Annotated in this window: 11 protein-coding genes and 1 other RNA gene; all 12 read right to left on the reverse strand. The window is 54.3% G+C overall.

Annotated features, from left to right (window positions below; genetic code table 11):
• Positions 1-2: 2 nt before the first annotated feature.
• The 12 genes from murG to rsmI all read right to left on the reverse strand — a co-directional run bounded on the left by murG (position 3) and on the right by rsmI (position 12,558).
• Positions 3-1,073 (reverse strand): undecaprenyldiphospho-muramoylpentapeptide beta-N-acetylglucosaminyltransferase, encoded by a 1,071-nt coding sequence (gene murG / locus KU854_RS08500; protein ID WP_218358020.1) that lies wholly within the window; start codon positions 1,071-1,073, stop codon positions 3-5.
• Positions 1,045-2,256, reverse strand: a complete 1,212-nt coding sequence (gene ftsW / locus KU854_RS08505; RefSeq protein ID WP_218358021.1) for a cell division protein FtsW — start codon at positions 2,254-2,256, stop codon at positions 1,045-1,047. Before ftsW ends, murG begins: the two co-directional genes overlap by 29 nt.
• Complete coding sequence (gene murD, locus KU854_RS08510; protein ID WP_218358023.1) at positions 2,253-3,590, reverse strand: UDP-N-acetylmuramoyl-L-alanine--D-glutamate ligase; 1,338 nt, start codon at positions 3,588-3,590, stop codon at positions 2,253-2,255. The genes ftsW and murD overlap by 4 nt, the downstream gene beginning before the upstream one ends.
• Entirely contained in the window at positions 3,590-4,672 is a 1,083-nt protein-coding gene (mraY, locus tag KU854_RS08515) for a phospho-N-acetylmuramoyl-pentapeptide-transferase (RefSeq protein ID WP_218358024.1), read from the reverse strand. The genes murD and mraY overlap by 1 nt, the downstream gene beginning before the upstream one ends.
• Positions 4,666-6,027 carry a UDP-N-acetylmuramoyl-tripeptide--D-alanyl-D-alanine ligase gene (gene murF, locus KU854_RS08520; protein WP_218358025.1) on the reverse strand — a complete coding sequence of 454 codons (1,362 nt, stop codon included), beginning with the start codon at positions 6,025-6,027 and terminating at the stop codon, positions 4,666-4,668. The genes mraY and murF overlap by 7 nt, the downstream gene beginning before the upstream one ends.
• On the reverse strand, positions 6,024-7,523 hold the full coding sequence (murE, locus tag KU854_RS08525) for a UDP-N-acetylmuramoyl-L-alanyl-D-glutamate--2,6-diaminopimelate ligase (RefSeq protein WP_218358027.1): 1,500 nt from the start codon (positions 7,521-7,523) through the stop codon (positions 6,024-6,026). The genes murF and murE overlap by 4 nt, the downstream gene beginning before the upstream one ends.
• The gene (ftsI, locus tag KU854_RS08530; RefSeq protein WP_218358028.1) at positions 7,523-9,274 is read right to left on the reverse strand and encodes a peptidoglycan glycosyltransferase FtsI; all 1,752 of its coding nucleotides are present in this window, start codon (positions 9,272-9,274) and stop codon (positions 7,523-7,525) included. The genes murE and ftsI overlap by 1 nt, the downstream gene beginning before the upstream one ends.
• The gene (ftsL, locus tag KU854_RS08535; RefSeq protein WP_054779408.1) at positions 9,274-9,585 is read right to left on the reverse strand and encodes a cell division protein FtsL; all 312 of its coding nucleotides are present in this window, start codon (positions 9,583-9,585) and stop codon (positions 9,274-9,276) included. The genes ftsI and ftsL overlap by 1 nt, the downstream gene beginning before the upstream one ends.
• Positions 9,585-10,538, reverse strand: coding sequence for a 16S rRNA (cytosine(1402)-N(4))-methyltransferase RsmH (gene rsmH / locus KU854_RS08540; RefSeq protein ID WP_218358029.1), 954 nt, complete (start codon positions 10,536-10,538; stop codon positions 9,585-9,587). The genes ftsL and rsmH overlap by 1 nt, the downstream gene beginning before the upstream one ends.
• Positions 10,539-10,550: 12 nt before the next feature.
• Positions 10,551-11,009 carry a division/cell wall cluster transcriptional repressor MraZ gene (gene mraZ, locus KU854_RS08545; RefSeq protein WP_054779406.1) on the reverse strand — a complete coding sequence of 153 codons (459 nt, stop codon included), beginning with the start codon at positions 11,007-11,009 and terminating at the stop codon, positions 10,551-10,553.
• Between the two features lie 252 nt (positions 11,010-11,261).
• An RNA gene (gene rnpB / locus KU854_RS08550) (RNase P RNA component class A) lies at positions 11,262-11,641 on the reverse strand.
• Positions 11,642-11,694: 53 nt separating this feature from the next.
• Entirely contained in the window at positions 11,695-12,558 is an 864-nt protein-coding gene (gene rsmI / locus KU854_RS08555; protein WP_218358030.1) for a 16S rRNA (cytidine(1402)-2'-O)-methyltransferase, read from the reverse strand.
• Positions 12,559-12,585 lie beyond the last annotated feature (27 nt).

The following is a 12,585-nucleotide window of genomic DNA, read 5'->3' on the forward strand; positions in this document are numbered from 1 at the left end:
CTCTACTTCGCTACTTCTTTGATGGCATTCGCCACACGTTCTGCTGCATCGGTAATCGCTGCCGCTTTTGCCGCCTTAGACATGGCCATCAAAGACGTTGAATTCTGTTTGTTTATGGCATCAGCCAATGTCTGTGCCGTCAGCTCTGGCTGCTCGATCATAATGGCTGCGCCACTGTCGACCAGATGCTCTGCATTCAGCGCCTGCTGGCGATCTTTATGCATGAATGGCACGAAGATCGCTGGAACGCCTGCGGCTGACACTTCTGAAACGGTCAACGCACCAGAGCGGCAAATGATGATGTCAGCCCAGCTATAGGCCGCGGCAACATCATCGATAAATTCTGTGACTTCAGCATTAGCCACACCGGCCTTTTGATAACGCTCGGCAGTGTCAGGTTGACTGCCCTTACCTGCCTGGTGTCTTACCACAACAGCACGGTCACAAAGGGCAATGGCTTCCGGCACCGTATGGTTAAGAATACGTGCCCCTTGGCTTCCGCCCATCACCAGCACGTTCAGCGGCTCGCCATCGGCATAGGTTGCATGCTCTGCCAATGCACATACGTCTTTGCGTACCGGGTTTCCCACCACCTGCTTGTTGGCAAATGCACCCGGGAATGCCTGCAGTACCCGTTTGGCAATCTTCGCCAACCATTGATTCGTCAAGCCAGCCACGGCGTTCTGCTCGTGCAGCACCACGGGGATGCCGCTCAACCACGCTGCCAGACCACCTGGCCCGCTGACATAGCCACCCATGCCCAATACTGCATTCGGTTGCCAGCGCTTGATGTGACGACGCGCCCGAAATACCGCGTTCAGCACCATCCAGGGGGCGAGAAGTTTACGCGCAAACCCCGCGCCACGCAGCCCTTTTACCTCGATAAAGTCGATCTCAATGCCATGTTTTGGCACCAGATCTGCTTCCATCCGATCCGCCGTTCCTAACCAGCGGATCTCCCAGCCTTCCTGTTGCAGCTCTTTGGCTACCGCAAGCCCCGGGAAAACGTGACCGCCGGTACCACCGGCCATCACCAACAGGCGTTTATTCTTTTGTTCTTTTTCGTTTTTCATGAGACACAATTCGTTGGTGCGCCTGCGCTGTTTTCATACGGTATTCATGATCAATGCGCAGCAGCAGGGCGACCGCAGTCGACATAATAAATAAACTTGAGCCACCGTAACTGACCAGTGGCAAGGTCAGGCCTTTGGTGGGAACAATACCCGCCGCCGCACCCACGTTGACCAGTGCCTGAAAGGCAAACCAGATACCAATCCCGAAGGCAAGGAAACCACCAAACAGCTGGTCGGCTTCCAGACAGCGCTTACCGATAAACAGAGCGCGGAAAACCAGCGCAAATACCATCAACAGTACTGCCGTTACGCCAATCAATCCCAGCTCTTCGGCCAGCACTGCAATAACAAAGTCAGTATGTGCTTCCGGCAGGTATTCTAGTTTTTGGATAGAATTACCCAGCCCTTGTCCCCACCAGCTACCGCGGCCAAAGGCCATCAGTGATTGCGTTAACTGATAACCGCTGCCAAATGGATCCTGCCAAGGGTCGAGGAATGAAGTCACACGGGCGATACGGTATGGCTCAGCCAGAATCAATAAGCCAACCAGACCAAGGCCAGTAAACAGCAAAGCACCAAACTGCCAAAGCTTGGCACCGGCAATAAACAGCATGCCTACCGTGGTAACAAACATGACGACCACGGAGCCGAGATCAGGCTGAAGCAGCAGCAAGCCGGCAATAATGACCAGCACAGCCAGAGGTTTCAGAAAGCCCAGGAAGCTTTCCCTCACTTCACCATGGCGACGAACCAGATACCCGGCAATGAACAGAAACAATGAGAGTTTGGCGACTTCCGCAGGTTGAAGGTTAATGACCCCCAATGGCAGCCAGCGCACCGCACCATTTACCGAGCGCCCCACCAACAACACTGCGACAAGTAAGGCGAACGAAATTAGGAGCATCGGAATGCTGAGCTGTTGCCAGCGGGCGAGCGGGATCTGCAGGGCAAATCCGGCAAGGATCAACGCACCAATCAAATAAAAGCCCTGACGCATAGCAAAGTGAAATGGCTCATCCACCAGACGCGTAGAAACAGGAATAGAAGCGGAAGAAACCATGATCAAGCCGACCATCATCAGGCCGAACGAAAGCCAGACAAGTTGGCGGTCGTACAGAGCCGTTGGCGCCGGATGTGATATCCAGCGCAGCAAACGGTTGTCTTCCCACTTCGCACTCATCATGGCGTCACCTGCTCCCCAGCACTTTGATCAGCCAGCGTTTTTGCATAAGCCGCAAAGGTGTCACCGCGCACCATAAAGTTGGTGAACTGATCCAGACTCGCGCAGGCTGGTGACAGCAACACCATGTCGCCACTTGCGACATTTTTAGCGGCAATATCCATTGCTTCTTGCATGGTTTCGGTGACAACCGGTGCATCCACCAGCGAGGTGAAAGCATTGCGGTCGCGGCCGAAGCAATAAAGGGTGACTTTCAGTTTATCCAGCACAGGTTTCAAGGCAGAAAAGTCCGCCCCCTTGCCATCGCCACCCACCAGTAGGTGAAGCCTGCCTGCCAGTTGCAGGCCATCCAGTGCTGCCAACGAACTGGCCGGGTTGGTGGCCTTGGAGTCATTCACCCACAACACACCTTCATGTTCCAGCACTTGCTGGCAACGGTGCGGCAGGCCACGGTATTCGCGCATTGCACTGCACTGTGCTGCTCGGTCAATGCCCGCTGCATCAGCCAGCGCCATGGCAGCCAAACAGTTCGCCACATTGTGACGCCCTACCAGAGCAATATCAGAAACCGGCATCACTTGATCGCCTTTCGCCGTCAGCCACTCTGCCCCCTCTTTCAGGGTCAGTGTGTAATCACCGGCGGCAAAACCAAAGCTCACGGCAGTGCCAGAAGACGGTTTGGTTTCTGGATCATCCTGGTTCCACACTGCCAGTTGGGTCTGGTCAAAGAGACGCAGTTTGGCGTCGCGGTAATCATCCATACCGTCGTAGCGATCCATATGATCTTCCGACAGGTTAAGGAATACGGCCGCAACGGTATCCAGCGAGGAGGTAGTTTCCAACTGGAAGCTCGAAAGCTCAAGGACATACAGGTCGTGATTGTTTGCCAGCATATCCAGCGCAGCAAAACCGATGTTGCCACCCACGCCGACGTTCAAACCTGATGCTTTGACCATTTCACCGACAAGGCTGGTAACCGTACTCTTACCGTTCGAGCCGGTAATACCAATCACAGGCGCGGTCACATCACGGGCAAACAACTCTATGTCGCCCACAATTTCAATGCCCGCTTCGGCTGCCTGTTGAAGTTCAGGAGTCGCCAAGGCAATGCCCGGACTTGCGACGATTAAATCAGCCGCCAGCAGCCATTCCATGTTCCAGCCACCAGCATGCAGCTCAACGCCTTCTGGCAATTGATCTGCACCCGGCGGGTTGGCACGGGTATCAATCACTTTCACCAACGCGCCATCGTCTTTTTTCACCAGATGACGAACGACAGAGAGCCCGGTCATCCCGAGCCCTATCACCACAATGTATTTCGCGGCTTCTGTCTTCATTAGCGCACCTTCAGCGTAGCCAGGCCAATCAACACCAGCATCAGGGTGATGATCCAGAAACGCACGATGACGCGCGGCTCCGGCCAGCCTTTTAATTCATAGTGATGGTGGATAGGTGCCATGCGGAAAATACGTTGGCCGCGCAGCTTGTAAGAGCCTACCTGCAGGATCACTGACAGGGTTTCCATCACGAACACACCGCCCATGATCACCAAAAGGAATTCCTGACGAACCAGCACTGCGATGGTGCCCAGCGCGCCGCCCAGAGCCAGCGAGCCCACATCGCCCATAAACACCTGAGCCGGATAGGTGTTAAACCAGAGAAAGCCCAGGCCTGCGCCAACAATGGCCGCACACACCACCACCAGTTCATCAGCGTGTTTGATATAAGGAATGTTGAGATATTCAGCGAAGTTCACGTTACCGGTCGCCCAGGCAATAAAGGCGAAACCACTGGCGACCATGACCGTCGGCATGATAGCAAGGCCGTCCAGACCGTCGGTCAGGTTGACCGCGTTACTGGTGCCCACAATCACGAAATAGGTGAAGACGATGTAGAACAGGCCAAGCTGAGGCATCACGTCTTTGAAAAATGGCACGACAAGCTGGGTTGCTGCCGTGTCTTTGCCGTGAGCATACAGGGCAAACGCCACTACCAGCGCAATCGCTGACTGCCAGAAATATTTCCAACGGGCAATCAGGCCATCGGTGTTCTTGCGCACCACCTTACGATAATCATCAACAAAACCAATCGCGCCGTAACCCAGGGTCACGAACATCACAGCCCATACGTACGGGTTGGACAGATCAGCCCAAAGCAGCACAGTGATCGTAATGGACGCCAGGATCATGATACCGCCCATGGTTGGGGTACCACGCTTGCTGAAGTGGGATTCAGGGCCTTCGTTACGCACCACCTGACCGATTTGCAGCATCTGCAGACGGGCAATCATGCGCGGACCGATCCACAGCGACAACATCAATGCGGTGAGCACACTCAGGATCGAGCGGAAAGTAAGGTAGTCAAACAGTCGGAAGAACGGAATGTACTGGGTCAGCACATCAGACAGCCAATCTAGCATGTTGCGGCCTCCTCAATTGCTGCTACCACTTCAAACATTCTCATTCCGTTGGCACCTTTCACCAACACAGACACGTCAGGTTTCGTATTCATCAGCTCTACTGCATGCGCAATCAATGCGTCTTTGTTATCAAAATGTCGGCCACCGCAATGGGCACTGATCGCCTCACTGGCAGGGCCGAATGTCAACACGGTTTGGATGGAAGCCTTCGCCAGATGCTCAGCCACCTCCTGATGGACAGCCGCACTGTGCTCGCCCATTTCTGCCATGTCGGCAAGAATAATGATTTTTTCGTTATCAAAACCGTCGAGCAGATCGACGGCCGCTTTCATCGCCGCGAGGCTCGCGTTGTAGCTGTCGTCAATCAGACGAAGCCCCGGACGCGGAAAGCTGATTGCGCCGCGGCCTTTTACCGGAGCAACGGCAGCAAGACCTGCCACGACATCTTCCGGTGTAATGCCTTCCACATTCAGCGCCGCCATGGCTGCCAATACCGCATTTGCCACATTGTGCTCGCCCGGCAGGCTCAGTGTTACCGGATAGACACCCTGAGGTGTTACCAGCTCAAAGACGTAGCAGCCGTTTTCGCCCTGACGGATATGCTGCGCACGGTAATCGGCATCGGCATCTTTCACTGTCATAGTAAGTACATGCTTACTTTCCAGTACGTCATCCCAAAACGCGCCGCCATTGCTCTCGCTATTGACGATAGCCAGTGCACCATCAGCAAGTCCTTGGAAGATTTCGCCTTTCGCCTTGGCAACGCCATCCAGCGAGCCAAAACCTTCCAGGTGCGCCGCAGCCAGATTGGTCACCAGTGCAATATCCGGTTTGACCAGCGCTGTGGTGTAAGCGATTTCGCCGATGTGGTTGGCACCCAGCTCAATCACCGCAAACTCATCGGCAGGTGTCAGACGCAGCAGCGTCAAAGGCGCACCGATGTCATTGTTAAAGTTGCCTGCCGTATAAAGGGTCTGCCCTTTACGGGACAAAATCGCCGCCAGCATTTCTTTGACTGTGGTCTTGCCACAGCTGCCGGTTAACGCAATGGTTTTGACCTTGCATTGGGTTTTCACCCAGGCACCGAGTTCACCCAGGGCAATGCGGGTATCTTTTACCACCAGTTGCGGCAGATCGACGTCGACAGACTTGGAAACCAACAGCGCACTGGCACCGTTCTCCTTTGCTGTCATTGCAAAATCATGCGCATCAAACCGCTCACCGACCAGTGCGACAAACAAGGCACCTTGGCCCAGTGTGCGTGTATCGGTAGATACTGCATCAATAACAGTGTCTTCACCCAGCAAGTCTGCCTGCAAAACCGATTGCAGCGTTGTTAGGGAAACCGGGATCATGCGTCTGCCTCCAGCAAGTGACGTACAGTGTCTCGATCGGAATAGTGCACTGTACCTGAAGCCAGTACCTGATAATCTTCGTGACCTTTACCTGCGATCAAAATCACGTCATTTTCTGACGCATTATCAAACGCATAACGACACGCTTGTGCACGGTCATGCAGCACAATCGCTTCATCAGCACGCTGCATGCCTTTCAGCATGTCTGCGACAATCGCCTGGGGTGATTCCGAGCGCGGGTTGTCGTCGGTCAGAATGGCTTTGTCTGCCAGTGATTCAGCAATCGCCGCCATCATTGGGCGTTTTCCGGTATCGCGGTCACCGCCACAGCCGAAAATGCACCAAAGCTGGCCGTCACAATGGCGGCGCAGCGCCTGAAGTGCTTTTTCCAGCGCATCAGGGGTGTGAGCATAGTCAACGACTAACATAGGTTTGTCAGGGCGGTGAAAAACTTCCATGCGTCCGATAACTGCTTGAAGTTTCGGCGCAAACGCCAAAAGCTGAGCTTTGTCGTAACCCAGTCCAAGCAAGGTGGTGAGACTGACCAACAGGTTCATCACATTAAACTCACCCACCAGCGGTGCAGTAAACACACCGTCGCCCCAAGAAGAGTCAAAGCGGATGGTCACGCCGCTGGTTGCGTAATCGACAGAGGTCAGCCACAGCTTGCGGCCCTGATGGTTTTCTACCGCGTCCGCCACCATAGACACCGCCACCGCTTCCGGCATATTTGCCAGCCACTCAGCGCCTACAGGATCATCAGCATTGATCACGGACACCGGTGAGCCATAGTGCGTAAAGAGACGCAGTTTGGCCTCTGCATACGCTTCCATGGTGCCGTGGTAATCAAGGTGATCGCGACTGAGGTTGGTAAAAATTGCCGCGTCAAAAGCGACCGCTTTCACCCTGTCCTGCACCAAGCCGTGGGAGGAAACCTCCATTGCCACATGGGTTGCACCATTTTGATTGAAGGCTGCAAGCTGTTGCTGGATATCCAGCGCACTGCCTGTGGTGTTCGGCGCAGGCTCTAACGCAGACAAAAATCCGTTGCCTGTGGTGCCCATCACTGCCGCTTTTCCGCCAACCAAATCAATCCACTGTGCCACCAACTGGCTGACCGTGGTTTTACCGTTGGTACCGGTGACACCAATCACCGTCATGTTCTGGCTTGGGGATTGATAAAAGCGATCGGCTATCTGTGACAGGTTGGATTTGAGGTGCGGGAACGCCACCACTGGTACGCCGCCCTGCATGGCCACATCGAACGGGCCATTGCCGTTGGAAAGGATATCGCCATCGTCAGAAATCACAGCAGCAGCACCCGCTTCGATAGCAGCAGGAATAAAACGGCGCGCGTCCAGGGCATGGCCCTGGACTGCAATAAACACATCACCGGGTTTTACCTGACGGTTATCCAGGGTCAAACCGGTAATGCGGGCGTCGGGAATGGCGTCATACCACGGCGCCAATAGTTCTCTAAAACTTGTGTTCGGCATCAGCTCTGATTGTCCGTTTTCGCAATCTGTAACAGGGGTTGCTGAGCGTCCGGTGCAATATTCAATATCTGCAACGCACTCTTCATCACGTCTGAAAACACGGGGGCCGCAACCTGACCACCGTAATATTTGTCGCCCTGGGGTTCATTGATCACCACCACCATGGCTATGCGTGGATCGCTAAGAGGTGCGATCCCCGCCGTATAACCGATATATTCATCGCCGTAGCCACCGGCTACCGCCACTTTCGCTGTACCTGTTTTCGCACCCACGCGGTAACCGTCAACCGCAGCACGTCTTGCACTGCCGCCTTCCTGGGTCACCGACTCCAGCATATTGAGCACCTTGCGGGTATTTTCACGCGACGCCACCTGTTTACCCGGCACCACGGTTTCAGTTTTCAGGATAGAAAGCGGACGGTTCACCCCTTCTGCGCCGAGCACGGCATAGGCACGGGCAAGCTGTGAAGGTGTGATTGACAGGCCATAGCCGAATGACAGGGTCGCGCGTTCAAAATCAGACCAGCGGCGGCGGCTTGGGAACAAACCAAAAGATTCACCCACCAGGTTTACACCGGTGGCATCACCAATGCCAAAACTGCTGTAAAGGCCAAGCAGGGCTTCTACCGGCATGGAGAGCGACAGCTTACTCACACCGATGTTGGAGGATTTTTGCAGAATTTTACGCAGGTCGGCTTTGCCGGCTTTGGAAACATCACGCACACGTGCACCGCCGATACTCATGATACCGTTGCCGGTATCAATGATGGTGTGCTCGTCTGCCACACCGTTTTCCAGCGCTGCCAGCACTACCAGGGGTTTGATGGTTGAACCTGGCTCGAACACATCCGTGATGGCGCGGTTACGCATCTTAAAGCTTTTCAGGTCGCCGCGGTTGTTGGGGTTGTAAGACGGTGCGTTGACCATGGCCAGTACTTCACCAGTGCGGACATCGACCATGACCAATGAGCCAGATGTTGCGCGGTAATCAGCAACCGCCTGCTTGATGGCACGATAGGCAATGGCCTGCAGTCGCTGATCGATACTCAGCTGCAACGGCTTACCTTCTTCACGGGCTTCTTTGGAAATGACTTCTACGACGCGTCCGTAGCGGTCTTTGCGAACGGTACGGCGACCTGGTTCGCCACTCAGCCAACCGTCATAGCCACGTTCGATACCTTCAAGGCCACGGCCGTCGATACCGGTTACACCTACCAGATGTGCACTAACCTCACCGGCGGGATAAAAACGGCGCGACTCATCTTTCATGCCAATACCGGGCAGGCGTAAGCGGCTGACGTAATCAGCCACCGCTGGGCCAACCTGGCGCTGAAGGTAGATAAAGCGTTTGGTTTTGTTACGCTCAATGCGCGCGAGCATCTGTTTGCGGTCAATCCCCAACACATCAGCCAGGGCATACCAGCGATCCTTTTCTTCCAGACCACCGTTTTTAAAGACAGTCACCGGATCCACATACACCGCTTCCACTGGCACACTGACCGCCAGGGATTCGCCATTGCGATCAGTGATCATCCCGCGTGCAGACGGCAATGCTTTCACACGTACCGAACGCATATCCCCTTCTTGTAAAAGGCGATCTGGCTCGATCACTTGGATATAGGCTGCGCGGGCGATCAGCGCCACCATAGCGAGGGAAATGCAGACGCAGACCGTCACGAAGCGCCACCTGATCAGGTTCGGCGCCGGTTTTTTCGCGCGATGGTTGCCCGGTTTGGTTTTCCCTTTCAACACTACTGGCTCACTATGATTTCACGTCGGCTGTCTGGACGGATCATGTCCTGCTCCTGACGCGCCATTTCCTCAACACGGCTGTGCTCAGACAGAGCATGCTCTTCTAAAAGCTGGTTGCGCCATTCCACTTCCAATTGCTCACGTTCGATCAACAACTGGTCGTGATGAGCAATGGTGGTGCGGCTTTGCTGGGTGATATACACCACGCCAAAAGCAGAAGCCAGAACCAAGACCAACAACACCAGCGGCACCCGACCGATAGTGGTCAGATCCCGCAATATTTGTTTGGTCAGTCCTGGATTGTCAGCCATCAGTCACCCAGCTTTTCTGCCACACGCAGGACAGAGCTGCGCGAGCGCGTATTGTCTGACACTTCCAAATCACTCGGTTTGAGCGCTTTGCCGACCGGCTTCATTTTTGCCTGTCCCAACGCACGGATTTGATCTTCTGTCAGTGGTACACCATGCGGTACGTCTGGACCTTTGCTTTGTTTGCGGATAAAGCGCTTAACCAGACGATCTTCCAGCGAATGGAAGCTGATAATTGAAAGGCGGCCACCGGGCGCCAGCACGCTTAGCGCACCTTGCATCGCGGTTTCAATCTCTTCCAGCTCGCTGTTGATATAGATACGGATGGCCTGGAAGGTGCGGGTAGCCGGGTGCTTTTTCTTGTCACGTGACGGTGACGCCTGCGCGATCAGGTTCGCCAGCTGCAGTGTGCGGGTCAGTGGCTCTTTGGTCTCGTCTTCACGGTGCGCGACAATGGCACGGGCGATACGCTTGGCAAAACGCTCTTCACCAAACTCTCTCAATACCCATGATATATCGTCAGCATCCGCTTCTGCCAGCCACTGGGACGCAGGAATACCCGACGTCGGATCCATACGCATATCAAGCGGGCCATCACGCATAAAGCTGAAACCGCGCTCAGGATCGTCCAGCTGTGGGGAAGATACGCCAAGATCCAGCAATACGCCGTCAATCTTGCCGCTTAGGCCACGTTCTTCGATATATTGTTGGATGCCGGAAAACGGGCCGTGAATGATGTTGAAGCGCGGATCGTCAATCTTGCCCGCTTCTTCAATCGCCTGTGGGTCACGGTCAATACTGTAGAGGCGACCGTTTTCGCCCAGACGACGTAAAATTTCTCGGCTGTGGCCACCGCGGCCAAAGGTACCATCGACATAGATGCCATCTGCCTTAAGCGCCAGGCCTTCGATGGATTCATGGAGAAGGACGGAAATATGTGAAAACTGCTCTGACATAATCTTGATTACCTAAAGCGAAAAGTTACTGAGCCTTTCACTCAACGCTTCCGCTGATTCGGCTTGAAGTTGAATATCCTGGTCTATCTGCTGCTGCCATCTGTCACTGTTCCACAACTCAAATTTATTGAGCTGTCCCACCAACATGGCCTTGCCATGCAGTCCGGCATAATCGCGCAGCGTTGGCGCAATCAGCAGACGCCCCTGTCCATCCATCTCGCACTCAAAAGCATGTCCGAGCAGCAATCGCTGCAAGCGGCGCTCTGCGGGGTTGAGGCTGGATAGGCGGGAAAGTTTGGCTTCGATACGTTCCCATTCAGGCAAGGGGTAAAGCAGCAGGCATGGTAACTGATGATCGATGGTGCAGACAAACACGCCATCGCACAACGTATCGAGTTCTTCCCGATATCGTTTTGGCAATGCCACCCGACCCTTGGTGTCGAGTGAAATGGCGCTGACGCCCCTCAACATGTCACTCGTATCCCTTTTTCACCAGAATAACCCACTTTCTTCCACATTTTCCCACTAATGAGTGTAAGTATCAGGCAAAAAGAAAGTCAAGCAAGCTTGAGGGACGACCTGGATCACGGATTCGCGAAGTGCATTCTATTTCAACAGCTTGCCAACGCCGTTTGTGTGCTGTTTTTTTCACCGTACGGCATTCCCGTATTTTGGTGACCCCAAAAACAAAGAAGGCGAGCTCAATGCTCGCCTTCCGAATAATGGGTGAGTCGGCCTATAAGCCGGGTTCTGTACCGTAAAAACGGCGGTAGCCATTCTTCTAGGCCTGCAATCGCTCACAGGCTCAAGCAACCTACCCGTTCCCAACGCGGGCCGCGCCATAGGGAACCTATTTGGTCTTGCTCCGGGTGGAGTTTACCGTGCCACGAACTGTTGCCAGTCGCGCGGTGCGCTCTTACCGCACCCTTTCACCCTTACCTGATCTCCGAAGAGCCATCGGCGGTTTGCTCTCTGTTGCACTGGTCGTAGGCTTGCGCCCCCCAGGCGTTACCTGGCACCCTGCCCTGTGGAGCCCGGACTTTCCTCCCCTCCGTCAGTCTCCCAAGGGACATCAACGAAGCAGCGGCTACCCGGCCAACTCAGGCGGCGGATTATATAGGGTTCACCGCCCGGGATCCAGCGCTAAAGCGCGCCATTATTCAGAGATATTCTCTAATCCCCACTTATACAGCGCATTTTTCTTCACACTGTACAGTTCTGCAGCAATGGCAGCGGCTTTTTTCAGTGGCAGTTCTTTTGCTAACAGGGAAACGGCTTTGGTCGCTTCGAGCGGCAGATCTTCTTTCTCTGCGCGGTGACCGGCAATCAGTAACACCATTTCACCACGGATACGGTTGCTGTCCTCTTTCAGCCATTCGATCAGCTCACCCAGTGGCGCACCATGAATGGTTTCGTAGGTTTTGGTCAATTCCCTTGCCAGCACGACCTGACGAGCTTCGCCCAAGACGGACAGCATGTCATCCAGCGTATCCATAATGCGATGTGGCGATTCGTAGAAAATCAGGGTGCGTGGATCAGCAGCAATCTCAGTGAACTTGTCGCGGCGGCCTTTACTTTTCGGCGGCAGGAAACCCTCAAAACTGAAGCGATCCGATGGCAGACCCGATGCACTCAACGCTGTGATCACCGCACAAGGCCCCGGTAAAGGAACAACTTTGACACCCGCCTGACGACAACGGGTCACCAAATGGTAACCTGGGTCTGATATCAAAGGCGTGCCAGCATCAGAAACCAGAGCGATAGACTGACCACTGGCCAGTTTTTCGATCAACATGTCTGCTTTTTGTTGCTCATTGTGGTCATGCAGGGCGAAAGTTCGGGTAGTGATACCAAAATGGGACAGCAGTCTACCCGTGTGGCGGGTATCCTCGGCAGCGATGATGTCGACCTGCTGCAAAATTTCCAGTGCACGTTGAGTGATATCACCCAGGTTTCCGATCGGTGTCGGCACGATATATAAAGTTGAGACGTCAACCATGGTTGAAGTTTCATCAGTCATTTGTTTCACAACCCTTCGGCGATTAAT

The organism is Enterovibrio paralichthyis (genome assembly GCF_019209835.1).
Taxonomy (GTDB): Bacteria; Pseudomonadota; Gammaproteobacteria; order Enterobacterales; family Vibrionaceae; genus Enterovibrio; species Enterovibrio paralichthyis.

Bases quoted from the DNA above. Each gene is read 5' to 3' on its own strand.
- murD (WP_218358023.1), bottom strand. From the start codon at position 3,590: ATGAAGACAGAAGCCGCGAAATACATTGTGGTGATAGGGCTCGGGATG.
- murG (WP_218358020.1), bottom strand. From the start codon at position 1,073: ATGAAAAACGAAAAAGAACAAAAGAATAAACGCCTGTTGGTGATGGCC.
- mraZ (WP_054779406.1), bottom strand. From the start codon at position 11,009: ATGTTGAGGGGCGTCAGCGCCATTTCACTCGACACCAAGGGTCGGGTG.
- rsmI (WP_218358030.1), bottom strand. From the start codon at position 12,558: ATGACTGATGAAACTTCAACCATGGTTGACGTCTCAACTTTATATATC.
- ftsW (WP_218358021.1), bottom strand. From the start codon at position 2,256: ATGATGAGTGCGAAGTGGGAAGACAACCGTTTGCTGCGCTGGATATCA.
- murF (WP_218358025.1), bottom strand. From the start codon at position 6,027: ATGATCCCGGTTTCCCTAACAACGCTGCAATCGGTTTTGCAGGCAGAC.
- mraY (WP_218358024.1), bottom strand. From the start codon at position 4,672: ATGCTAGATTGGCTGTCTGATGTGCTGACCCAGTACATTCCGTTCTTC.
- murE (WP_218358027.1), bottom strand. From the start codon at position 7,523: ATGCCGAACACAAGTTTTAGAGAACTATTGGCGCCGTGGTATGACGCC.
- rsmH (WP_218358029.1), bottom strand. From the start codon at position 10,538: ATGTCAGAGCAGTTTTCACATATTTCCGTCCTTCTCCATGAATCCATC.
- ftsL (WP_054779408.1), bottom strand. From the start codon at position 9,585: ATGGCTGACAATCCAGGACTGACCAAACAAATATTGCGGGATCTGACC.